The sequence below is a fragment of the Microbulbifer sp. YPW16 genome (assembly GCF_021290385.1).
Classification (GTDB): domain Bacteria; phylum Pseudomonadota; class Gammaproteobacteria; order Pseudomonadales; family Cellvibrionaceae; genus Microbulbifer; species Microbulbifer zhoushanensis.
In genome coordinates, this window is record NZ_CP089928.1 from 2,412,325 (window position 1) to 2,435,137 (window position 22,813).

At 62.1% G+C, this 22,813-nt stretch carries 19 protein-coding genes; 14 read left to right on the top strand and 5 right to left on the bottom strand.

Annotated features, from left to right (window positions below; all coding sequences use genetic code 11):
* Positions 1 to 283 precede the first annotated feature (283 nt).
* Together LVE68_RS10335 and LVE68_RS10340 are read left to right on the top strand one after the other, a co-directional pair.
* Positions 284 to 2,356 (top strand): S8 family peptidase, encoded by a 2,073-nt coding sequence (locus tag LVE68_RS10335; RefSeq protein WP_305080374.1) that lies wholly within the window; start codon positions 284 to 286, stop codon positions 2,354 to 2,356.
* Between the two features lie 615 nt (positions 2,357 to 2,971).
* Positions 2,972 to 5,146 (top strand): S8 family peptidase, encoded by a 2,175-nt coding sequence (locus tag LVE68_RS10340; RefSeq protein WP_305080375.1) that lies wholly within the window; start codon positions 2,972 to 2,974, stop codon positions 5,144 to 5,146.
* Between the two features lie 72 nt (positions 5,147 to 5,218).
* Here LVE68_RS10340 and ahr read toward each other — a convergent pair whose 3' ends face one another.
* Together ahr and LVE68_RS10350 are read right to left on the bottom strand one after the other, a co-directional pair.
* Positions 5,219 to 6,226: an NADPH-dependent aldehyde reductase Ahr gene (gene ahr, locus LVE68_RS10345; RefSeq protein WP_232940225.1), complete on the bottom strand. Its 1,008-nt coding sequence runs from the start codon at positions 6,224 to 6,226 to the stop codon at positions 5,219 to 5,221.
* A 120-nt stretch (positions 6,227 to 6,346) separates the two neighbouring features.
* On the bottom strand, positions 6,347 to 6,889 hold the full coding sequence (locus tag LVE68_RS10350; protein WP_232940227.1) for a carboxymuconolactone decarboxylase family protein: 543 nt from the start codon (positions 6,887 to 6,889) through the stop codon (positions 6,347 to 6,349).
* A 156-nt stretch (positions 6,890 to 7,045) separates the two neighbouring features.
* Here LVE68_RS10350 and LVE68_RS10355 point away from each other — a divergent pair, with 156 nt between their 5' ends.
* The 6 genes from LVE68_RS10355 (at position 7,046) to LVE68_RS10380 (ending at position 13,036) form a co-directional block, all read left to right on the top strand.
* Positions 7,046 to 7,636 (top strand): TetR/AcrR family transcriptional regulator, encoded by a 591-nt coding sequence (locus LVE68_RS10355; protein WP_232940228.1) that lies wholly within the window; start codon positions 7,046 to 7,048, stop codon positions 7,634 to 7,636.
* Positions 7,637 to 7,748: 112 nt separating this feature from the next.
* Positions 7,749 to 8,993: a sterol desaturase family protein gene (locus LVE68_RS10360; RefSeq protein ID WP_232940230.1), complete on the top strand. Its 1,245-nt coding sequence runs from the start codon at positions 7,749 to 7,751 to the stop codon at positions 8,991 to 8,993.
* Positions 8,994 to 9,294: 301 nt separating this feature from the next.
* Positions 9,295 to 9,915: a guanylate kinase gene (gene gmk / locus LVE68_RS10365; protein WP_232940232.1), complete on the top strand. Its 621-nt coding sequence runs from the start codon at positions 9,295 to 9,297 to the stop codon at positions 9,913 to 9,915.
* Between the two features lie 167 nt (positions 9,916 to 10,082).
* The gene (gene rpoZ, locus LVE68_RS10370) at positions 10,083 to 10,349 is read left to right on the top strand and encodes a DNA-directed RNA polymerase subunit omega (RefSeq protein ID WP_232940233.1); all 267 of its coding nucleotides are present in this window, start codon (positions 10,083 to 10,085) and stop codon (positions 10,347 to 10,349) included.
* Positions 10,350 to 10,389: 40 nt separating this feature from the next.
* Positions 10,390 to 12,510, top strand: coding sequence for a bifunctional GTP diphosphokinase/guanosine-3',5'-bis pyrophosphate 3'-pyrophosphohydrolase (gene spoT, locus LVE68_RS10375; RefSeq protein ID WP_232940234.1), 2,121 nt, complete (start codon positions 10,390 to 10,392; stop codon positions 12,508 to 12,510).
* Positions 12,511 to 12,652: 142 nt separating this feature from the next.
* On the top strand, positions 12,653 to 13,036 hold the full coding sequence (locus LVE68_RS10380) for a RidA family protein (RefSeq protein ID WP_232940235.1): 384 nt from the start codon (positions 12,653 to 12,655) through the stop codon (positions 13,034 to 13,036).
* Between the two features lie 54 nt (positions 13,037 to 13,090).
* Here LVE68_RS10380 and LVE68_RS10385 read toward each other — a convergent pair whose 3' ends face one another.
* Together LVE68_RS10385 and LVE68_RS10390 are read right to left on the bottom strand one after the other, a co-directional pair.
* The gene (locus tag LVE68_RS10385) at positions 13,091 to 13,969 is read right to left on the bottom strand and encodes an NAD-dependent epimerase/dehydratase family protein (RefSeq protein WP_232940236.1); all 879 of its coding nucleotides are present in this window, start codon (positions 13,967 to 13,969) and stop codon (positions 13,091 to 13,093) included.
* A 226-nt stretch (positions 13,970 to 14,195) separates the two neighbouring features.
* A complete protein-coding gene (locus LVE68_RS10390) occupies positions 14,196 to 14,456 on the bottom strand; it encodes a GlsB/YeaQ/YmgE family stress response membrane protein (protein WP_232940237.1) in 261 nt (86 codons plus the stop codon).
* A gap of 188 nt (positions 14,457 to 14,644) precedes the next feature.
* On the opposite strand from LVE68_RS10390, the gene LVE68_RS10395 reads away from it, so the two are divergent.
* From LVE68_RS10395 to LVE68_RS10410, 4 genes are all read left to right on the top strand, one after another.
* The gene (locus LVE68_RS10395) at positions 14,645 to 15,571 is read left to right on the top strand and encodes a hydrogen peroxide-inducible genes activator (protein WP_232940238.1); all 927 of its coding nucleotides are present in this window, start codon (positions 14,645 to 14,647) and stop codon (positions 15,569 to 15,571) included.
* Positions 15,564 to 17,648 carry an ATP-dependent DNA helicase RecG gene (recG, locus tag LVE68_RS10400; RefSeq protein ID WP_232940239.1) on the top strand — a complete coding sequence of 695 codons (2,085 nt, stop codon included), beginning with the start codon at positions 15,564 to 15,566 and terminating at the stop codon, positions 17,646 to 17,648. Before LVE68_RS10395 ends, recG begins: the two co-directional genes overlap by 8 nt.
* A gap of 223 nt (positions 17,649 to 17,871) precedes the next feature.
* Complete coding sequence (locus LVE68_RS10405) at positions 17,872 to 18,606, top strand: hypothetical protein (protein WP_232940240.1); 735 nt, start codon at positions 17,872 to 17,874, stop codon at positions 18,604 to 18,606.
* 352 nt (positions 18,607 to 18,958) lie between these two features.
* On the top strand, positions 18,959 to 19,645 hold the full coding sequence (locus LVE68_RS10410) for a hypothetical protein (RefSeq protein ID WP_232940241.1): 687 nt from the start codon (positions 18,959 to 18,961) through the stop codon (positions 19,643 to 19,645).
* Between the two features lie 87 nt (positions 19,646 to 19,732).
* Here LVE68_RS10410 and LVE68_RS10415 read toward each other — a convergent pair whose 3' ends face one another.
* Positions 19,733 to 21,037, bottom strand: coding sequence for a dicarboxylate/amino acid:cation symporter (locus LVE68_RS10415; protein ID WP_232940242.1), 1,305 nt, complete (start codon positions 21,035 to 21,037; stop codon positions 19,733 to 19,735).
* Positions 21,038 to 21,268: 231 nt separating this feature from the next.
* Here LVE68_RS10415 and LVE68_RS10420 point away from each other — a divergent pair, with 231 nt between their 5' ends.
* The gene (locus LVE68_RS10420; protein ID WP_232940243.1) at positions 21,269 to 21,868 is read left to right on the top strand and encodes a chorismate--pyruvate lyase family protein; all 600 of its coding nucleotides are present in this window, start codon (positions 21,269 to 21,271) and stop codon (positions 21,866 to 21,868) included.
* The gene (gene ubiA / locus LVE68_RS10425; RefSeq protein WP_232940244.1) at positions 21,865 to 22,746 is read left to right on the top strand and encodes a 4-hydroxybenzoate octaprenyltransferase; all 882 of its coding nucleotides are present in this window, start codon (positions 21,865 to 21,867) and stop codon (positions 22,744 to 22,746) included. Before LVE68_RS10420 ends, ubiA begins: the two co-directional genes overlap by 4 nt.
* The last annotated feature ends 67 nt before the right edge of the window (positions 22,747 to 22,813 follow it).

A 22,813-nucleotide genomic window follows, 5' to 3' on the forward strand; every position in this document is an offset into this window, starting at 1 on the left:
CTTTCCAGTTTTCTTTCTCTTTTTCTGGCGCCCCTATCCTCGACTTCCCAGCATTTTTATTGAGGGAAATATTACTGCAACGTCACTGCTTGGTGCTGGCATTAGAAAGGCCGGTGAACCCGGCAAGCCGTGACCGGTTAAGGTCTCCTGAGAGAAGGTTCAGCACAGATTTAAGCAAATTTATTCAGTCAAGGAAGTCTCTAGAAGCGGCTTTGCCGCTGAAATTGTGACCTGCCCCCCACAAGGGGAAAGGTCGATAATAATTATGGAGAACCGAGAAACAATGAAGCATCCGATAAAAAAACTGATCGGGACTGTGGCAGCCAGCAGTGTTATTGCGCTGGGTGCCTCCTTCTCCCTGCAGGCACTCGCGGTGGAAACGAACCAGCCCTCCGCCGCCCTGGCCAGTACCCCCATGGTCAGCGATCGCATCATCATCAAGTACAAGGACAATGCGCAGATAGGGGCCGCCAATGTCATGTCACAAACCGCCATTGAGCGTGCGTCCCAGGTGGCCGGTGCAAAAATGTCGCATATGCGGCGTCTTGCTACCGGCGCCCAGCTGATGCGACTGGAGAACCGCCGTGGCGGTGCTGACATGGCGGCCATCATCAGCCGCCTGCAGCAGGACCCGACCGTGGAATACGCCGAACCGGACCTGCTGTTGCAACCCATGGCCACCCCCAATGATCCCAGCTACAACCAGCAGTGGCACTATTTCGAAGCCACCGGCGGCCTGAACCTGCCCACTGCCTGGGACACCACCCAGGGTGAGGGCGTCAATGTCGCGGTACTGGATACCGGCTACCGTCCCCACGCCGACCTGGTGGATAACCTGCTGCCGGGTTACGACATGATTTCCGACGCTACCGTAGGGCAGGACGGAAATGGCCGGGACAGCGATGCCAGCGACCCGGGCGACTGGGCCCCGGCAGGTGCCTGCTACTCCGGTTCTCCGGCCAGCAACAGTAGCTGGCATGGCACCCATGTGGCCGGCACCATTGCCGCAGCCACCAACAATGGCACCGGTGTTGCCGGTGTTGCCTACAAAGCTAAAGTGGTACCGGTCCGGGTTCTGGGTCGCTGCGGTGGCTACACCTCGGATATTGCCGACGGCATGATCTGGGCCGCCGGCGGCAATGTCAGTGGCGTCCCCGCCAATGCCAACCCGGCCCAGGTACTGAACCTGTCCCTGGGTGGCAGCGGCTCCTGTGGCAGCACCACCCAGAATGCCATCAACACTGCCCGCAGCCTGGGTGCAACAGTGGTGGTTGCTGCCGGTAACTCCAATACCAATGCCAGCAATGCCACGCCGGCTAACTGCTCGGGCGTGGTGACGGTAGCCTCCGTCGACCGCTCAGGTGGCCGCGCCTGGTATTCCAACTACGGCAGCGTCGTGGACGTGGCCGCACCTGGTGGTGATACCTCGGTGTCCAGCAACGGCGTCCTGTCCACACTGAACAGTGGCAGCCAGGGCCCGGGCAGTGACAACTATGCCTTTTACCAGGGCACCAGCATGGCCACCCCGCACGTGGCGGGTGCCGCGGCACTGCTGTACGCGCTCGACGGTTCACTGACACCCACCGAGGTGGAATCCATCCTCAGCGATACCGCCCGCAGCTTCCCCTCCTCCTGTAGCCAGTGCGGTTCCGGGATTGTAGATGCGGCCGCTGCGGTGGCGGCAGTTTCCGGTGGTGGCGGCCCCGATCCTGATCCCGGTACCGGCGTGCTGGAAAATGGCGTGGCAGAGACCGGTTTGTCCGGCAACAGCGGCGACGAGCTCTTCTTCACCCTGGAAGTGCCGGCGGGAGCCTCGAACCTGCAGTTCGAGATTTCCGGTGGCAGCGGCGATGCTGACCTTTACGTCCGCTTTGGCTCGGCACCAACCACCTCGACCTATGATTGCCGTCCCTACCTGAACGGCAATAACGAGACCTGCTCCATCTCCAATGCCCAGGCCGGTACCTATCACGTGATGCTGCGGGGCTATACCAGCTTCTCCGGTGTGGACCTGGTGGGTAGTTTTGACGAGAGCGGCGGCGGCAGTGGTGGACCGACCGGGTGGACCGAGAGCAATCTCTCCGGCGCCACTGGCTCGTGGCAGCACTTCACCCTGCAGGTGAATGCCGGCATGACCTCACTGGATGTGAATATGTCTGGTGGCAGCGGTGACGCCGACCTGTATGTTCGGTTTGGTTCGCAGCCCACCACGAGCAGCTACGACTGCCGGCCCTATCGCTGGGGCAACAGTGAGACCTGCTCCATCAGCAACCCACAGGCCGGTACCTGGTATATCAGCCTGCGGGCCTATGACGCCTACTCTGGCGTCACTGTAGAGGCCCAGGCGAGCGAGTAATCCACCCAGGTCATACTGACTGTAAAAGCCGGCATCCCTGATGCCGGCTTTTTTTCAGGTGGCAAGCACGAGTCCGAAGCCTGTCCGGGTGAAAACCTGAAGGGCTTTTCCAGTTGCCCATTCATTACCGGTAAACGTTACCTGTCAGTGGTATTTCCGGCCTCTTTTGCCTCAACGCAGCACATTACCAGCCAATGAAAAGTGAGCACCAATATTAAAAATACCTTTTCTATTATCTAGTAAATAGAAGAAAACGTTTTAATTCTCGCTGCTCGAATAGCTCTTATATCTGGCAAAACCCATCTGTGAGGAAAGTTTTCATATGTTAATTTTTACCACTAAAAATCGACCAATTTGAATTAGAAACATTCTGGCGCGCAAAGCAACGTCAGCCTTCCAAACATGATGAGGAAGTAACGGCCTTTTCCGTTTACAGCCTTTATCTTCACCATTATCAGGACACGCAGAGATCCCCGGCCGCTGATTGCGGCTTTTTTATTGCGTGGGCCGCAGTATCGGATAGCAAATTTAAAAAATTTCACTACTCAATTCAGCAACAGAGGAGGGCCTGCAAGAAAAGATTCAATCGTCGCGATTTGCCAAAAGCAATTTGCAATGGAACGTATCATTCTGGAGAACCTGGAAGTAATGAGAACCAAAACAAAACAACGAAAACAGATAACAACCCTATCGAGAAATACCCGTGGTAATTTACCCGGCACCCTGTCGCGGGCCCTGGCCGGCTTGCTGACCATGGTGGCCGCCGGTAACAGCCTCGCTGTAGAAACCCGCTCACCGTCAGAGGTGCCGGCAACCAGTATGGCAACTGCGACAGCGGACACAGCCGCTGTTACCGACCGGCTGATTGTGAAATACAAGAATGTCCCCGGGGCTTCCGCATCGGCGATGGCTGCACAGCGCATGTCGGATACCGCGGTCAGCCGCCTGTCCCGCAACGCCGGGGCAAAACTCAAGCACATGCGTCGCCTGGCCACTGGTGCGCAGCTGCTTCGTCTGGAGAAGGGCGCAAACGCCCGTGACCTCGGCGCTATCATGCAGCGCCTGCGCCAGGACCCGGAGATCGAGTATGTGGAGCCGGACCTGCTGCTCAAGCCACAGACCGTGCCAACCGATCCCCGCTACAACGAGCAGTGGCACTATTTTGAGCCCACCGCAGGCCTCAACCTGCCAGATGCCTGGGACACCACCCAGGGCGAGGGCGTCGTGGTTGCGGTTATCGATACCGGCTATCGCCCGCACCCGGACCTGCTGGATAACCTGCTGCCGGGCTATGACATGATTTCCGACAGCACCATTGCCCAGGATGGCGACGGGCGCGACGGCGACGCACTGGATCCCGGCGACTGGGCTCCTGCCGGGGCCTGTGGTGAAGGCGAGCCCGAGAGCGGCAGCAGCTGGCACGGCACCCACGTCGCCGGCACCGTGGCGGCGGCGACCAACAATGGCGCCGGTATTGCCGGTGTAGCCTACAAGGCGAAAGTGGTGCCGATCCGCGTGCTGGGTCGCTGTGGCGGTTACACATCTGACATTGCCGACGCAATGATCTGGGGCGCCGGCGGTGCAGTGGCAGGCGTACCGGCCAATGCCAACCCGGCCCAGGTACTCAACCTCAGCCTTGGCGGTGGCGGCAGTTGCGGCAACACCACCCAGAACGCCATTAATACGGCGCGCAGCCTGGGGGCAACCGTGGTAGTGGCCGCAGGCAACTCCAACACCAATGCCAGTAATGCCAACCCGGCCAACTGTGACGGTGTGGTAACGGTTGCATCGGTGGACCGCTCCGGCGGACGCGCCTGGTACTCCAACTATGGCGATGTTGTCGACGTCGCGGCGCCGGGTGGTGATACCTCGGTTTCCTCGAACGGCGTGCTGTCGACCCTGAACAGCGGCAGCCAGGGACCGGAAAGCGACAACTACGCGTTTTACCAGGGGACCAGCATGGCAACCCCACATGTAGCCGGTGCCGCGGCTCTGCTTTACTCGCTGGACCCGGCGATTACGCCAGACGAGGTGGAATCGGTACTGGCCAGCACCGCGCGCAGCTTCCCGGCCACCTGTAACCAGTGTGGAACCGGCATTGTCGACGCCTCTGCGGCAGTGGCCGCCGTAAACGGGGGGGGAACTGACCCATTACCCGGCGATGACGCGCTCTATAACGGGGTAGCGGTGGACAATCTGCAGGCAGTCCAGGGCACCGAATTGCAGTTCACCATGGAAGTGCCCGCCGGCGCCTCCGACCTGCAGTTTGAAACCTATGGCGGCAGCGGCGATGCGGACCTGTATGTAAGATTTGGTTCGGCGCCCACCACCCAGGCTTACGACTGTCGTCCCTACCGCACCGGCAACAGTGAAACCTGTACTTTTGCCACGCCCCAGGCAGGCACCTACCACGTCATGCTGCGGGCCTATAACAGCTTTTCCGGTGTAAGCCTGGTGGGCAGCTTCCAGGAGAACAGCGGCAGCGGTGCCAGCAGCGTTGTGGAAAGCGACCTTTCCGGCGCGGCCGGTTCCTGGCAGCACTTTCCGCTGGAAGTAGCGGCTGGCAGCAGCACCCTGGACGTGCAGATGTCCGGTGGCAGCGGCGATGCGGACCTGTACGTCAATTTCGGCTCCCAGCCCACGACCCAGGACTACGTCTGCCGTCCATACCGCAACGGTAACAGCGAGACTTGCAGCATCGACAACCCGCAGGCGGGCACCTGGTATATCAGCGTGCAGGGATACTCGGATTATTCCGGTGTCTCACTTGACGCCCAGGCGACTCCCTGAGTAAAACCCGGGCACAAAAAAAGGCCGGCACCATGCCGGCCTTTCCCGTTTCAGGGACAGCTCCCGGCGATCCTATTTCCCCGCCTCGAGCACGATACGATAGCGGGCATCACCACTCTTGAGCCGCTCCAGCGCCTCGTTCACCTTGCTCATCGGAAACATTTCCACTTTGGGTTCGATCTTGTGGCGTGCGGCAAATTCCAGCATCTGCGCGATGGTTTCGGGACTACCCACCGGTGAACCGGATACCTGCCGCTGGCTGAGGATCAGCTGGAATACGTTGAGGTCCAGCGGGTCGGTGGTTGCGCCGACAAAGTGCAGGCGACCGCGGGCTTTCAGCGTGGACAGGTAGAGGTTCCAGTCGAGCTTGGCGTTGACCGTCGACAGGACGGCATCAAAGCGACCGGCAGCGCCCTCAACCGCACCCTCATCGCGCGAATCCAGCGTATGGTGCGCACCCAGCTCCAGGGCTTCGTCGCGCTTGGATGCGCTGGAAGTAAATGCCGTCACCTCACAGCCCCAGGCATTGAGGAACTGCAGGGCCAGGTGACCGAGGCCGCCAATGCCGATCACCCCGACGCGACTGTTGGGCTTGATATCGAACTGCACCAGCGGGTTGAAGACAGTAATGCCCGCACAGAAGAGGGGACCCGCCTTGGCCGGGTCGATATTGTCCGGGATGGGGACCACGCTGTTGGCATCGGCCCGCACCCTGTCGGCAAAGCCACCGTGGTGGCCGATGATGGTGTGCTGGGCCTCGGCACACAGGTTCTGGTCGCCAGAGTTGCAGGAGTGGCAGTGATTGCAATATCCGGAATGCCAGCCGAGCCCCACAAGCTGGCCCTGCTGCAGGTGTGTAACCTGTCCTCCCAGCTGGCCAACGCGGCCAACCACTTCATGGCCCGGCACCACCGGGTACTGGGACATTCCCCACTCGTCGTCGATGATGCTCAGGTCGCTGTGGCACAGGCCACAGTACATCACTTCGATCTCCACCTGCCCGGGCTGCAACTCACCCGGATCGTACTGGAACGGGGACAGCTCGCCACCGGCTTCGCGCGCCGCATAAGCGTTGATCATACGTTACTCCATTGTGTTATCTGGCAGGGTAGGGTTTGTGCGCAATCAAAACCCTGAAGCGTAGAACATGGCAAGGACCGCCCGCGCCGGGATCACCGGCACGGGCAGGTGTGCGCCTGTTCAGCGCACAAATGCCTGGAACTGCTTGTCTACGGGCGTATCGGCAAAGTGGTTGATGTAGTTGCTCATCACTTTCTGCGCCACGCCCACGATGATTTCCAGCAGATTCTGCTGAGTGTAGCCGGCGTCGTAGAAACGCTGCAGCACCTCGTCGGCGACTACGCCACGATCGCGCACCACCGCCAGGGTGGTATCCCGCAGGACTTCCAGTTTCTCGTCGGGCAACGGAGTCCTGTTGCGCAGGGCCTCGTTGATTTCATCGTCCACTTTCATGGATTTGGCAATGGCGCTGTGGGCCGGTACGCAGTAATGGCAGCCGTGCTCCACATTGATGGTCTGCCAGACTACCGTCTTTTCCTCGGCGGAAAACGAGGTGTTGAGGAACTGCTCGTGCAGCACCTGGTAAGACTCAAGCGCCGTGGGCGCGGCGGCCATCACACCATGCAGGTTGGGGATCGAGCCGAAGGCCTGGATGGATTTATCCAGCAGGGGCTTGCTGGCTTGCGGGGCGGTGTCCTTGTCATGGATCTGGAATGCTGTCATCGCTGTACCTCCAGCTTGCAACGGATTTCTACTTGAGCGATCGCTCAAGACGGAAGAAGCGTAACCCATATTTGAGCGACCGCTCAACCCCTTTGGATGTTTGCCGACCCACGCAGCCCCCGGTAGACTTTGAGCAGGTGTTCAAGCGGAGGGGTTATGGCCAATACCGCAAAATTCAACCGTCGTCAGGTGCTGGAGAAGGCCACCCGGCTGTTCTGGCAGAAGGGCTTCCATGCCACTTCGACACGGGATATCCAGCAGGCGATCGACATGCGTCCGGGCAGCATTTATGCAGCTTTTGGCAGCAAGTCGGGACTTTTCCGCGAAGTTTTACAGTTTTACGCCGCCAATATGACGGAGCAACTGGCCCGGAGCCTGGCGGCGGCGGACACCGTCGTAGGCGGCCTGCAGGTGTTTTTCCGGCGGGTCCTGCTGGAAGGGGGTGACGATGCCCCCAGCGAGCTCTGCCTGCTGGCAAAGTCCCTGTCGGAACTGGATGAAGAGGAAGGCGAACTGCTGCGGGAAACCCGCCAGCTACTGGCGGCGACGGAAGCGGAATTCCGCTCCCAAGTGGAACGCGCCGTGTCCCGTGGCGAACTGCCCACCCACACAGATGCCGCACTCCTGGCGCGCCAACTACAGGTCCAGCTGATCGGCCTGCGCAGCTACCTGCGCGCCACCGGCAACCGGGCAGCTGTCAATGAAATCGTCGGGCACCTGTTCGACACTCCGGAGATCAGTCAATAAGCCAGCGCGAGCTAACGGATTCCGAAATCCGCCTCCCGTAGCCGTTTGCGGCCCCCGGCGACTGTGGCAAAGTCGTGGGTCCGATACGGGATAAGAACTACAAGAGGTCGCCGTGAGTCTCGTCACCCTAGCCATTCCCTTTTTCCTGCTCGCCGTGCTGGTGGAGCTGGCCTTCGACCGCTGGAAAGGCTGGGGCCTGTACCGGCTCAATGACGCCATTGGCAGCCTGGGCGCGGGGGTGCTGAGCCGCCTCTCGGGCCTGGTGCGGGCTGGCCTGTTGCTGGTCATCTATATCCCCCTGCACGAGATGCTGCAGCCCTGGTACCAGCTGGCGGGGTTCAACTGGTCGATGGACAATCCCTGGCACCTGTTCCTGGCGGTAGTGGCATACGATTTCTGTTACTACTGGAAGCACCGGTTCGGCCACGAGATCAATATTTTCTGGGCGGATCACCTGGTGCACCACCAGAGCGAGGACTACAACCTCACCACCGCCCTGCGCCAGCCCTGCGGTGGCCTGCCCATCGGCTGGATCTTCTACATGCCGCTGCTACTGATCGGGTTGCCAGCGGAGATGCTGGTGACTGCCGGTGCCATCGACCTGATCTACCAGTTCTGGGTCCACACGCAGAAATTCCCCAAGGTACGCTGGATGGAGTGGATCCTGGTTACGCCGTCCAACCACCGGGTGCACCATGCGCAGAACCGGGTCTACGTCGACCGGAATTACGGCGGTGTGTTTATCTTCTGGGACCGCCTCTTCGGCACCTACCAGGAGGAGCTGGAAGACGAGCCGTGCATTTACGGCGTGCGCAAGCCGCTGAACAGTTTTGACCCGCTGGCGGCCAACCTGCAGCACTACAAGCGCATGGCCCTGGACGCCTGGCATACCCGCAGTTGGTGGGACAAGCTGACACTCTGGTTCCGTCGCACCGGCTACCGCCCGGCGGATGCCGAAGCGGCGATGCCCGTGCCCTCGTCTGACCTGGAGCAGTTCCAGCGCTTTGACCCCCGTATCGACCCCGGGCGGCGTATCTATGCCCTGGTCCAGCACCTGGCCTACTCGGCTGCCACCCTGCTGCTACTCTGGCAGGCTGCCGACATGAGCTACGCCGAGCTGTTGACCGCCGTACTGCTGGTGGCTGCCGGCCTGGTAGTCAATGGACGGATCCTCGATGGCCACCCCCGGAGCCACTACTGGGAGATCTCGCGACTGGCGTTACTGTTACTGGCGGCCCCCCTTGCGGGGCCGGCCGCCGGCCCCTGGGTGTTCGGCTATGCGCTGGCGAGCCTGGTGGCCTGGTGGTGGTTGGCTTTTGCCGGCAAAGAGGATACAGTCGCCCACGTTAGCGATTAGCAACAGGAAGCTGACGCCTACCACAGGGGGTTTGAGGTGGTTGGCAGGTTTCCGCTGGGCGATCCCGGCCGGGCTCAGCGACGCAGGTACCACGAAGTTTGTCAGTATGGTTTTCCGGCGTCGCTGAAAATCCCAACACTTCCCCCCCCCAACCCGGCCGGGGTGCAGCCTGGTTCACGTGCTCCTTCGAGTACCGTTCCGGCACCTATCCCGTCTCTCCCCAGGCCGGCCACAGTAAGGCCCTGCTGCCCGGGTCATTCGGTTATAATCTCCGCGCATTTGCCCCGAGACAGGAACAGTTGTGCAAGCAGGAACCCTATTTACCGTATCCGCACCTTCCGGCGCCGGTAAGACCAGCCTGGTGAAGGCCCTGGTCGACGGCGACCCCCAGGTGACCGTGTCCGTATCCCATACCACGCGCCCCATGCGACCGGGCGAGCAGGATGGGGTCAACTACCACTTCGTCGGGCGCGAGACGTTCCTGGAAATGCTGGATCGCGATGCCTTCCTGGAGCACGCGCAGGTGTTCGATAACTTTTACGGCACGTCGCAGGAATGGGTACAGGAGACCCTCGACAGCGGCCGCGACGTCATCCTGGAAATCGACTGGCAGGGGGCCGCCCAGGTCCGCCGGCTGCTGCCGGAAACAGTCGGCATCTTTATCCTGCCGCCTTCCCAGCAAGCACTGCGCGAGCGCCTGACCGGGCGCGGCCAGGATGACGAAAGCGTGATCGAGCGGCGAATGTCGCAGGCCATCGATGAGATGTCCCACTACGTCGAGGCCGATTACCTGGTGATCAATGATGACTTCCAGCAAGCACTGGAAGAGCTGCGGGCGGTGGTGACTTCCCAGCGCCAGCGCCTCGGCCGCCAGCAGGAGCGCCATGGCGACCTGCTGCAGGCGCTGCTCAATCGCAACTGACGCCACCGACAACACGTCACTGCTCGATTTACGTACACTGTACAGTACGGTAAACTCCCCGCTCCCGCGGATACCGGCGCCCGGCAAGGCAACAGGAAACCGCGAGCCCTGTACCGAATTCGCTCCCGGCCGCTGGGCCGGCAGCACTGCAATGGAATACTAGATCTATGGCACGTATTACCGTTGAAGACTGCCTCGAGCACGTCGACAACCGCTTCGAACTCGTCATCGTGGGCAGCAAGCGCGCCCGCCAGATTGCCACCGGTGGCCGCGATCCGCTGGTGGAGGAAGAGAACGACAAGCCCACCGTGATCGCCCTGCGTGAAATCGAGGAAGGGCTGGTGGACGCCAGCATCCTTGACGAGCCGGAAGAGGAAGAGGCCCCGGTGGCACGGGCGCCGGCGCCCGCGTACCTGCCGGAACAGGACCTGTAAGCGATCCTCAGATCTGTAGCAACGGGAGGCGAGCGCGGCTTTGCATACCATCGATAGTCTGGCCCATCGCCTCTCTTCTTACCTGCCCCCCGACCAGATCCAGATTGTCCGCCGCGCCTACTTTTACGCGGAGCAGGCCCACGAGGGCCAGCAGCGCCGTTCCGGCGAGCCCTATGTCACCCATCCGCTGGCGGTAGCGACCATCCTGGCCGGCATGCACATGGATCACGAGAGCCTGGCCGCGGCCATGCTGCACGACGTGATCGAGGATACCGGCATTCCCAAGGCCGCACTGCAGGAGCAGTTCGGTGACGAGGTGGCCGACCTGGTGGACGGGGTCTCCAAGCTGACCCAGTTCGAGACCGACAGCCCGGCGGAAAAACAGGCGGAGAACTTCCAGAAAATGGCCCTGGCCATGGCACGGGATATCCGCGTGATCCTGGTAAAGCTGGCTGACCGGCTGCACAACATGCGCACCCTTGGCGCGCTCAAGCCGCAGAAGCGGGTACGAATCGCCCGCGAGACCCTCGAGATCTATGCCCCCATCGCCCACCGCCTGGGCATGAACGATGTGCGTATCGAGTTTGAGGACCGCGCCTTCTTTGCCATCTACCCGCTGCGGGCCAGCCGGCTGCGCGCGGCACTGGTGGCGGCACGCGGCAACCGCAAGGAACTGCTGGAGAAGATCCAGAATGCCATCGAGGTGCGCCTGCAGCGGGAGAATATCGACGCGCTGGTAATCGGACGCGAGAAGCACCTGTTCAGCATCTACCAGAAGATGCGCGCGAAGAAGAAGTCGTTCAAGGAAATCATGGATGTCTACGCCTTCCGTATCATTGTCGACAGCGTGGACACCAGCTACCGGGTGCTCGGGGTTATCCACAACCTCTACAAGCCGGTGATCAGCGAATTCAAGGACTATATCGCCATCCCCAAATCGAATGGCTACCAGTCCCTGCACACGGTTCTGCTGGGCATGCACGGCGTGCCGATCGAAGTACAGATCCGCACCAAGGAAATGGACGAGATGGCCAACAGCGGTATCGCCGCGCACTGGCTGTACAAGGCCTCCGGCGACGAGGTGATCAATACCGGCGGCACCAGCCAGGTGCGCGCGCGCCGCTGGGTACAGGGACTGCTGGAAATGCAGCAGCGTGCCGGTGACTCGCTGGAATTTATCGAGAACGTGAAGATCGACCTGTTCCCGGACGAGGTCTACGTGTTCACCCCCAAGGGCGAGATCATCGACCTGCCAGCGGGCGCCACCGCAGTGGATTTTGCCTACTCGGTGCATACCGATGTCGGCAATTCCTGTGTGGCAGTACGCATCAACCAGCGGCTGGCACCGCTGTCGCAACCGCTGGAAAGCGGGCAGAAGGTGGAAATCCTCACCCGCAAGAATGCCCAGCCGAACCCCAACTGGCTCAACTTCGTGGTTACCGCCAAGGCGCGCAGTGCCATCCGCCACTATCTCAAGCACCAGCGCCACCACGACTCCATCGCCCTGGGCCGGCGACTGCTGGAAAAGGCCCTGCTCAAGTTCAACACCAGCCTCGACCAGCTGGGCGAAGAACAGCTCCAGCGCGGCCTGAAGGAAGCCAAGTGCGCGACCCTCGACAAGCTGCTGGAGGAAATCGGGCTGGGCAACAAGGTCGCCTTTTCGGCGGCCAAGCTACTGGTACCGGCCGGCAGCGCCGAGACCGAGGCCAGCAATATCTCCTCGCCGCTGAACATCGACGCCCAGGAGGGCATGCTGATCAGCTTTGCGCGCTGTTGCCGACCGATCCCGGGCGACACCATCATCGGCCATATCAGCTCCGGCAAGGGCGTGGTGGTGCACCGCGATACCTGCCGCAACACCAATGACTTCCGCGATCACCCGGAAAACATCATGCTGGTGAACTGGTCACCGGATGTGAAGGGTGAGTTCCTGGCCGACGTGCGGGTGGAAGTGGAATCGGAGCGGGGCATCATCGCGCGCCTGGCCACGCGTATCACGGAAGAGGGCGCCAGTATCGAGCAGATCCATGTGGACGAGAAAGACGCCCATAACAGTGTCATCGCGATGACTCTGGAGGTCGGCAACCGGGTCCACCTGGCGCGCGTCATGCGGCGCCTGCGCAACCTGCCCTCGGTGATCCGCATCGCGCGCCCGGGATGATTTTGGGATAAGTGGCGGATTTTTCACCGTCCGACGCAAAACTTCTGCTTTATCCGGGGGCCAATGGCCGACGCCCTCCCCAAAACCCACCAGTCGCGCTATATTGCCCCGCTTCGTTTTTCAGCAAACACTGGAGTTACCCATGCCTAATCGCGCGGTAATAAAAACCGATAAGGCACCGGCCGCTATTGGCAGTTATTCCCAGGCCGTCAAGGTGGACAACACGGTCTACATCTCGGGCCAGATCCCGCTGGACCCGGAAACCATGGAAATCGTACCGGGCGGCTTTGAGGCCCAGGCACGGCAGGTGTTCGCCAACCTGAGCGCGGTCTGCGAGGCAGCCAATGGTTCGCTGGGACATATCGTCAAGCTGAATCTCTACCTGACCGACCTGAGTGACTTTGCCACCGTAAACGCCGTCATGGCCGACTGCTTTGACGAGCCCTTCCCGGCGCGGGCGGCCGTTGGGGTTAAGGAATTGCCCAAAGGCGCGCTGTTTGAGGCGGAAGCGGTAATGGTGATCTGAGCCGATCGCCAGGGGATCCGGCGCGGTGGCATCACCGCCCGCGCGCGCCGGGCTTCAGTCTATGTCCAGCAGGGCGCTGTAGCCCTTCCGGTAATCCGGGTACTTCAGTTCATACCCGCTTTCCAGCATGCGCCGGTTGCTGAGCTTCTTCGAGCGGCGCTGGCTGGTCTGCACTTCCTCGCGCAAATGCGCTCCCGTATAGCCCATCACCCTTGCCAGCCAGTGCTGCAGCTCATGCATCGGTACCGGATGCGAGTCCGCACCGATGTAGAGGCGCTCGGGAGTCCATCCCTGGCGCTGCTTCTCCATCAGGTGAATCAGGAAACCGATACAATCGTCCACGTGGATACGATTACTGAACTGCGGCGGGTGCGGCGGTGCACACCGGCCGGCGCGCACCTGGGAGAGCAGCCGATCGCGCCCGGGACCGTATATACCGGCGAAACGCACCACGCAGGTATCCGGGACCGCCTTGCGGATGATTTCCTCCGCTGCCAGCAGCATGTCGCCCTGGAACCCTGTGGGTATCGGGGGCGTACGCTCGTCGATCCACTCGTCACCGCCCTGGCCATAGACCCGGGTGGACGATACCCAGATCAGCAGGCGCGGCGGGTTTGGCAGATTGCCAAGGGCCTCGGCCATGGCGGTCGCGGTATCGACGTAAGCCCGCTGGTAGCCCCCGGTGGTGTATTCATCGGGTGTGAAAGTGGCCATTACCACATCGGCGCCACCGGCCAACAACCGTTCGATGTTTTCCGGCTTGGTGGCATCACCGCGCCGCCAGCGCACCGCGTCGGCCCGGCGCTTGCGCGCCAGGGCCACCAACGGATTGCGGCGGACGCCGTACACCTCGTAGGCATTGCGATCGAGCTGCAGCGCCAGGCGGGCACCCAGGTCACCGCAGCCAAAAATCCAGAGCTTTTGTTTGTTCATCAGCAACTCCGCAGGCAACCGGCCATCCTGCCGTCACCATGCGGTACCCCCCAAGAAATACAGTCCGAGCCATTGTTATGCAGCGGAACCCGCGGCCCGATAAGTGTGTCACTGTTTACACCGGGGTTCCTCGACCTCCAGCACAGTTCGGGCGCCGCGTACGACACAAGCCGGGGCACTAGCGGGGGCAGGCCCGCCTGCGTTGCCCCCGGGGCGCCACGGCGGGTCAGCCGCCGCGGGTCTTCAGCTTGCGATAGATAAACAGGAAAATCAGTGCACCGATGGTGGCCGTCACAATATCGCCCAGGCCAAACCCGCTAACCGGACCGCCGATGCCCACCAGCGAACCAAGCCAGCCGCCGATAAACGCACCGATGATCCCGATGACCATAGTGACGATCCAGCCGCCCGGGTCGGGGCCGGGCATAATCCACTTGGCCAGCGCGCCGGCGATCAGGCCAAGAATAATCCACGAAAAAATACCCATGGTGGCTCTCCACTCAGTGTGTCCTTACACGTATAGCAAATTTGCGCGCCTTTTTCCTCTTAAAGGGGTTTTTTATAGCAATTTTTTCTAAGAGATCAAAAAAGTATCCTCGGTCACGCCAGGGGCTGGCAGAGGGCGGTTTTATATGAATAATCCCTATTAAAGCAGACCAACTGATTGCCTTAACCATGACACTGAATGAACTCCGCTATATCGTGACCCTGGCCCAGGAGCAGCATTTCGGCCGTGCCGCCGAGCGTTGCTTTGTCAGCCAGCCGACCCTGTCCATCGCGGTGAAAAAACTGGAGACCGAGCTGGGCGTCTCGCTGTTCGAGCGCTCCAAGACACGGGTGCAGGCCACGCCACTTGGAGAGCGTATCGTGGCACAGGCGCAGCTGGTACTCGAGCAGGCAGCGGCCATCCGCGATATCGCCAGCGCCGGTAAGGACCAGCTGTCGAGCCCACTCTCGGTGGGCGCCATTTTCACCATAGGGCCCTACCTGTTCCCGCATTTCATCCCACAGCTGCAGCAGCTGGCACCGGACATGCCCCTGATCGTGGAGGAGGGCTATACCGCCACCCTGCGCCAGCGCCTGCGCAAGGGCGAACTGGATGCCATCATCATCGCGTTGCCATTCAATGAACCGGATGTGGTGACCCAGCCCCTCTACGATGAGCCCTTCGTGGTGCTGATGCCGTCGGATCACCCGCTGGCAGAGCAGGAGCAGATCTCCGCCAACCAGCTGTCCCAGGACAACGTCCTGCTGCTGGGGGAAGGACACTGCTTCCGCGACCAGGTGCTGGAAGCCTGTCCGCAGCTGCAGCAGAGTATTGAGAAAGAGTCGGGCAACGGCCGTATCCGCACTGCGGCGGACGGCAGCTCCCTGGAAACCCTGCGCCACATGGTGGCGTCCGGCCTGGGTATCACGGTGCTGCCGATGTCGGCGGTGACCGCCTCGCAGTACGCCAGCGGCCTGCTCACCACACGCCCGTTCGAGGCCCCGGCACCGCAGCGCACCGTGGCCCTGGCCTGGCGCGCCAGCTTCCCGCGCCATCGCGCGATCGATATACTGCGCGACGCCATCAACCAGTGCCAGCTATCCACCAGTGACTAACCCAGCCGACCAGCCCGTCACGACTTTGCGGGGCGTGGGCGACAAGTTCGCCCAGGTGCTGGCCCGCCTGCATATCTCCTCGGTCCAGGACCTGCTGTTCCACCTGCCGCACCGCTACCAGGACCGCACCCGGGTAACGCCGATTGCGGCATTGATGCCCGGCGTGGATGCGGTGATCGAGGGCGAGGTGCGCGCCGCCGATATCGTCTTCGGCCGCCGGCGCAGCCTCGTGGTGCGACTGCAGGACGGCAGCGGCACCATGTCGCTGCGTTTTTTTCACTTCAGTGCAGCGCAGAAACAGCGCTTCAGCCCCGGCGTGCGCCTGCGTTGTTTCGGCGAGGCGCGCCGCGGCAGTGCCGGCATTGAGCTCTATCACCCTGAAACCGAAATCATTGGCGACTCCACCCCGGACCGGCCCGACACCCTCACCCCCGTATACCCGCTGACCGAGGGCGTCACCCAGGCGCGCCTGCGCGGCCTGGTGCAGCAGGCGCTCGAGCGCCTGGAGCAGTCCGGTGTTACCGAGCTGCTGCCACCGGCGATCCTGCCCCGGGAGATGCGCTACCCGCTCGCCGACGCGTTGCGCTTCCTGCACACCCCCCCGGCAGGCGCCGATCTGGAACAACTGTTGCAAGGGATGCACCCAGCGCAGCAACGCCTGGCCCTGGAGGAATTGCTGGCCCATCACCTGAGCCTGCTGGAACTGCGACGCAAGGGAAACATCGATGCGGCACAGCCGCTGCCGGCGGACAGTGCCCTGGAGCGGGACTTCCTCGCCCGCCTGCCGTTTCGCCTGACTGGCGCACAGGAGCGTGTCTGCGGGGAAATTGCCGCAGACCTGGCACGGCCCACCCCGATGATGCGGCTGCTGCAGGGGGATGTGGGTGCCGGCAAGACACTGGTGGCCGCCCTCGCAGCCCTGAAGGCGATCGGCAACGGGGCGCAGGTGGCGGTGATGGCACCCACCGAGATTCTCGCCGAGCAGCACCGGCGCAACTTCAGCGCCTGGCTGGAGCCGCTCGGCGTCGCGGTTGCCTGCCTGACCGGCAGCCTCAAGGCCGGCGAACGCCGGTTGCAGGCTGCGGCCATTGCGTCCGGTGAAGCGCGCGTGGTGGTGGGTACCCACGCGCTATTCCAGGCGGATGTGGAGTTCCACAACCTGGCGCTGGTGATTATTGATGAACAACACCGGTTCGGGGTGCGCCAGCGGCTGGAATTAAGGCAGAAGGGGAGTGTTGCCGGGGGCGGCAAGCCAGTGCACCCGCACCAGCTGATCATGACCGCCACACCGATTCCACGCACACTGGCGATGTCGGTGTTTGCCGACCTCGACTGCTCGGTAATCGACGAGCTGCCGCCGGGCCGGCAGCCCATCAATACCGTGGCGATCTCGGGCGAGCGGCGCGATGAAGTGATGGAGCGCGTACACAAGGCCGTCGCTGAGGGCCGCCAAGCCTACTGGGTCTGCACACTGATCGAGGAATCAGAGAGCCTGCAGGCCCAGGCTGCGGAGTCAACAGCATCGGAGCTGGCGGAAGCGCTCGACGGTGTCCGCATTGCGCTGGTGCACGGGCGCCTCAAGGCCGCACAGAAAGAGCACGTGATGAACGCGTTCAAGGCCGGGGAGGTGGACCTGCTGGTGGCCACGACGGTAATTGAGGTTGGTGTGGATGTGCCCAACGCCAGCCTGATGATTATCGAGAACCCGGAGCGGCTGGGCCTGGCGCAGTTACACCAGCTGCGCGGGCGCGTGGGCCGAGGCTCGGTGGCCAGCCACTGCGTACTGCTATACGGCAGCCCCCTGTCGAAAAATGGCCGGGCCCGCCTGCAGGCACTGCGCCAGCACAGTGATGGTTTTGCCATCGCCGAGGAGGACCTGCGGCTGCGCGGCCCCGGGGAAATCCTGGGCACGCGCCAGACTGGTGAAATCGGCCACCGTATCGCCGACTTGCAACGGGATGCCCCGCTGCTGCCACTGGTGCAGAAAATTGCCGCCTCTGCCGAGTTGCCCGAGGCGGCGCGCCGCATGCTGGTACAGCGCTGGCTGCAAACCAAGCCACGCTTTGCCGAGGCCTGAGCATCGGGCCCAAGGCGCGTTACAATGGCGCCACACAAATGAATTGCAGGGTTTTGCCCGCGTCGCCGCCCGGTTGTCCTTACCAGGGAAGTCCGGGCGGGGCGGGGCCGGTTATCAACCAACGCTCTATCCCGGGACCGCACACGAGCCCTCTGCCTCACCCGATCCGAGGATCGACAGAACGAAAACAGCATCAAGAGCACTCTGGGAGAGTCCCATGCAAATGAGTCGCATAAGTCGCATTCAAAGTCCCATCAACAGGAGCCCCGTAAAGGCCAGCCCAATCAGTACCTGCAAATCACTACTGCTGTCCGCACTGCTTGCCTGCCTCGCAGTACCGGCACAGGCCCAGTGGTTTGGCGGTGGCGAAGACACACCCAACCCGAGCCTGCTGCTCCGGCCCAGTGAAATCTCGCTGGATGGCCCAACCCCGATGGATGGCCAGAGCCTGCAACTATTGCTTTCACTGCCCAACGGCCTCGGCAAACTGAAACAGGACGCCGTGGAACGGTTCAGTGCCCACCTGCAAACTGAGCTCCAGGGCAGGATCTCTGAACTGCTCGCAGACGAAGACATTCCCGTGGTAGGGCAGAACGGTGACCTGGTCCTGGACAGCTCGGTAGATGTCGCCATCCGGCAGAAAATTCGCGACGTGATGAGGTCCAGCCGCCACGACACGGAGAAAGGCTCTCTCAGGGTCTATGGCAAATTCCGCTACACGCTGAAGAACCGGCAGGGACGCCTGTTGGACGAGCAGCTGATTGATCTTGGGCAACTGGAAGTGGAACGCCGCTACATCACGCGTACCCCCAAAGATGGCGGTGCCGTTGAGGACAGCACCGGTCCGGCAGTGGAGCGGGCCCTCACCGACCTGGCCGATGAAATCGTCGAACAACTGGAGGACCGATTCGAGTCCGACAGGCTGCAGCAGCTGGCTTTGAAGAGCCAGTCTCGCTGATACAGCACTACAATCTGACCCCTCCGGCGCGGCGCGCGACCCAGCGTGCCGCGCTTTATTTTTTCCCGGACCTACCTATCCGACTGGCGCGTAACATGCCAGGGAAATTCCCCGTCCTCCCGAGATAACACACTCTCTTTCACTTAGTGACTAATTTTAGAAATTTAGTCCCACAAATCACTCCAGTTGCGGACTGGCGTACTATAAAAATTTCTGTTATCTATTCCCCACATAACAACGGCGAATACAGCAGTCTCTCCCGGTAATCGCCCCTGTGGTTGCACTGCGTTGCGACCCATAAGAACGACGGTACACCGTCGCACAAATAAAAATAAATATGTCGGAGACAACAGTGATGATATTCCCCGCCCGCCGGTTTGCCATGACCGGCCTGCTGCTCGTGCTGTCTGTACCCACTTGGGCCCAGGGCAACTTCCTGGGTTTCAAGGATGATGCGGTCAATCCGCGGGTGCGGGTCGCACCGGCCGAGATTGCGCTGGATATTCCCATGCCGGTCAGCGGCGCAGGCCTTGCCGAACTCTTGGAAAAAGCCAATGCCGGCCTCAGCCTGACCGCCATCAAGGACGAAGCACTGCGTACCTACCACACCCATGTACACAATGAACTGTCGCGCCAACTGACCGAACGATTCACTGACAGCGAGGTCCCGCTGGTGGAGCGGGCAGCACACCTCACGCTGAAAAACACCCTGGACGTAAAGGTCATCAAGCGTTTCAGCGACCTGCGCACCGGCAGTGAATACAAGCTTGAGCGTGGCAAGGTGGAACTGGAGGGCGTCTATCGCTACCAGTGGCTCACCTCTGAAGGGCGCGTCATCCGCGCGGGGGAAATCGACATCGCCGGCCTGCGCATCAGCGAGTCCTACAAAACGAAAACGCCGCTCGGTGGCGGCGGCAACGGCGAGGATACCACCGAGGAATCAATCAAGCGGGCGCTCGCCGAAATGGTGGATGAGATGCTCGATGAGAGCGAAGACGACTTCGAGGCGGAGCAACTGCGCACGCTGGCCTCACTCTGAACCCCGGGCCAGCAACTTCTGTAAAGAGGGCGCGCCGGCAACAACTGGCTACCGGGCACCCCACTTCAGGCAAGATCCCGTATCCCGCTAGGTAGCCACGGCTTCCCGGTTGTTATCCGACACACTGTTGTAGTTACCATCGTAAAACACCTCCCGTGAGAGAGCGCCCTCGCTGTTGGCAACCACCGTGCTGACCACCGAATCACCGGTGATGTTAACCGCCGTGCGCACCATATCCAGCAGCCGGTCAACACCCATCACAATGGCGATGCCCTCCAGCGGCAGGCCCACCTGCTGCAGTACCATGGCCAGCATGATCAGGCCCACGCCGGGCACGCCCGCTGTGCCGATTGAGGCCAGGGTCGCGGTCAGGATCACCGTGAGGTAACCGGCGAGACCGATATCCACGCCGTACATCTGGGCAATAAAGACCGTGGCCACGCCCTGCATGATGGCAGTGCCGTCCATATTGATGGTGGCTCCCAGGGGTACGGTAAAGGCAGCCACCTTGTTATCCACACCCAGGCGCTTCTCAACCGTGGCCAGTGTGACGGGGATAGTGGCGGCCGAGGAGGCGGTACTGAAGGCAAAGGCCATCGCCGGGCGCATTTTCTTCAGCAGTTCCAGCGGGTTGAGCCCGGACAGCAGCTTGAGCACCAGGGAATAGACCCCCAGCCCGTGAAGCAGCAGCACACCCAGGACCACCAGGAAGTATTTGCCCAGGTCGAGCATGAAGCCCCAACCCAGCTCGGCGAAGGTCTTGGCGAGCAGGGCGAAGACACCGTAGGGCGCAAACACCATCAGCACGCCCACCATGCGCAGGATCACGTCGTTGAGGTCGCGGAAGAACGCCGACACGCGCCGGCCGGGCTCGCCGCAGTGCGCGATCGCGTAGCCCATCAGCAGGGCAAACACGATGATCTGCAGCATGTTCCCCTCGGCCATGGCCTGCACCGGGTTGGTGGGGAAGATATTCACCAGTACCTCGGACAGGGGCGGGGACTCCCTGGCCTCGAATGTCGCGGAGGCACTGGCCTCAACGCCGACACCGGGCTGCACCACCAGGGCCGCCAGCAGCGCCAGTGAAATGGCCACTGCGGTGGTGAGCAGGTACAGCAACAGGGTCTTGCCTGCCAGGGGGCCGATGCGGTGCCCCTCGGACAGGGCACAGGCACCACAGATCAGCGATACCAGCACCAGCGGCACCACCATCAGTTTGAGCGAGGCGATAAATACCCGGCCGATGATGTCGAACAGGCCACCGGCGAGGTATGTGTCGAGGAAGTGGGCCAGGCTGCTGCCCGGCATCAGGGTGTGGCCGACGGCATAGATGACGACCCCGACCACGATGCCGGCCAGCATCCCCAGGAGTATTCTTGTAGTGAGACCCATGTCTGTTGCAGTTCTCCACGATTGTTTGGCCCCGTGCCGCAGGCCCGCACGATACTTTCCGTGCAGGAACCGGTGCGCTGGTGCGGGTCGGGGGACCGGATAGGTTCCGCTTTGCGCAAACGGCCACTATATCGGCAGCCGCGGCCTTCGGCAAAAGTCGGGTGGCGGAATTGGTTACCGGGCCGCAGGCCGGGGTACAATAGCGCCTTTGGTTTTACTCCGGGGTTTGTGTTGTACCAGTCTCCTTACGCACCTGTGGGCCAGTGGTTCAGGCAGCCGCTGGAGTCCCTGCACTGCCGGCCGCCGGCTCCGCTGCTGGCGTGGCTGCTGCATCCCGGCTCATTGACGGCGGCGCTGCGGCAGCTGAGCGCCAACCGGTTCCGGGTACAGGTGCTGGACCAGCGCTGGGCGCAACCCAACCTCGAGGAGCGACGCGAACTCGGACTGCGCAACCGGCAACTGGCGCTGGTGCGCGAAGTGCTGCTGTACGGCAACGACACCCCCTGGGTCTATGCCCGCAGCGTTTTGCCGGAACAGACCCTGCGCGGGCCCGCGCGGCAATTGCGCCACCTGGACAGCCGCCCGCTGGGCGAGCTGTTGTTCAGTGAACCGGGCATCCGGCGAGACCCGATTGTGCTGAACCGCCAGCGGCGCAACCCGCAATGTGCCCTGCCGGAACTGGCGGGCGAGTCGGAACTGGCCTGGGGACGGCGCTCGACTTTCTGGCTGCATCGCCGGCCGCTGCTGGTGGCGGAGACATTCCTGCAGGCTTTTGATCCCGACTGCCCGCCCATGGCGGGACGGCAGCCGGGAAGGGGACAGAACACGTGATCAGTCAACAACTCTCCCAGCGCTGGCCCGCAGCGCTCCCTTACTGGCAGCTGGCGCGACTGGACCGCCCGATCGGCTCACTGTTGCTGCTGTGGCCCACCTGGTGGGCACTGTGGCTGGCGGCCGGCGGCTGGCCCGGCCTGCACCTGTTTGCGGTATTCACCCTGGGCGTGATCCTGATGCGTGCCGCCGGCTGCGCAATCAATGACTTCGCCGACCGGGGTATCGACGGCCATGTAAAGCGCACAGCGGGCCGCCCGCTGGCCACCGGTAAAATCACTCCGGCCTCCGCGGTGTGGCTGTTTGTCGGCCTGAGCCTGGTGGCCCTGCTGCTGGTGCTGACCACCAACAGGCTGACGATCCTGCTGTCACTGCCGGCGGTGGCCCTGGCATTCTGCTATCCCTTCGCCAAGCGCTATACCCACCTGCCGCAGGTGGTGCTGGGCGCGGCCTTCAGCATGGGCATTCCCATGTCATTCGCAGCGGTGCGGGGCGAGGTGCCAGCCGAGGCCTGGTTGCTGTATACCGCCAACCTGCTGTGGACAGTGGCCTACGACACCTTCTATGCCATGGTGGACCGGGATGACGACCTGAAGATCGGGGTCAAGTCCACCGCGGTACTGTTCGGCGAGCTGGACCGGCCCATGACCGCCGTCCTGCAGCTGCTGGTGGTAACGTCGCTGCTGCTGGTGGGCCCGCGCTTCGGGCTGGGAGCTGTCTATTATGCCGGCGTGCTGGTCGCCGCCGGGCTGTTCGCGTACCAGCAGTGGCTGGTGCGCGACCGGGAAAGAACACCCTGCTTTCAGGCCTTCCTGAACAACAACTGGGTAGGCGGTGTCGTTTTTGCGGGTATATTTTTCTCTTTCCTGTTCGGCTGAACAAACCTGTCACGGCCCAGGGTGACTGTCATATGGTTGTCACTAAAATGCCGTTAAATGACCCCAC

What these genes read in the sequence shown, in the direction of transcription:
- LVE68_RS10335 (WP_305080374.1), top strand. Translation starts at nt 284, where the DNA reads ATGAAGCATCCGATAAAAAAACTGATCGGGACTGTGGCAGCCAGCAGT.
- LVE68_RS10340 (WP_305080375.1), top strand. Translation starts at nt 2,972, where the DNA reads ATGGAACGTATCATTCTGGAGAACCTGGAAGTAATGAGAACCAAAACA.
- ahr (WP_232940225.1), bottom strand. Translation starts at nt 6,226, where the DNA reads ATGATCAACGCTTATGCGGCGCGCGAAGCCGGTGGCGAGCTGTCCCCG.
- LVE68_RS10350 (WP_232940227.1), bottom strand. Translation starts at nt 6,889, where the DNA reads ATGACAGCATTCCAGATCCATGACAAGGACACCGCCCCGCAAGCCAGC.
- LVE68_RS10355 (WP_232940228.1), top strand. Translation starts at nt 7,046, where the DNA reads ATGGCCAATACCGCAAAATTCAACCGTCGTCAGGTGCTGGAGAAGGCC.
- rpoZ (WP_232940233.1), top strand. Translation starts at nt 10,083, where the DNA reads ATGGCACGTATTACCGTTGAAGACTGCCTCGAGCACGTCGACAACCGC.
- LVE68_RS10380 (WP_232940235.1), top strand. Translation starts at nt 12,653, where the DNA reads ATGCCTAATCGCGCGGTAATAAAAACCGATAAGGCACCGGCCGCTATT.
- LVE68_RS10385 (WP_232940236.1), bottom strand. Translation starts at nt 13,969, where the DNA reads ATGAACAAACAAAAGCTCTGGATTTTTGGCTGCGGTGACCTGGGTGCC.
- LVE68_RS10390 (WP_232940237.1), bottom strand. Translation starts at nt 14,456, where the DNA reads ATGGGTATTTTTTCGTGGATTATTCTTGGCCTGATCGCCGGCGCGCTG.
- LVE68_RS10395 (WP_232940238.1), top strand. Translation starts at nt 14,645, where the DNA reads ATGACACTGAATGAACTCCGCTATATCGTGACCCTGGCCCAGGAGCAG.
- LVE68_RS10405 (WP_232940240.1), top strand. Translation starts at nt 17,872, where the DNA reads ATGAGTCGCATAAGTCGCATTCAAAGTCCCATCAACAGGAGCCCCGTA.
- LVE68_RS10415 (WP_232940242.1), bottom strand. Translation starts at nt 21,037, where the DNA reads ATGGGTCTCACTACAAGAATACTCCTGGGGATGCTGGCCGGCATCGTG.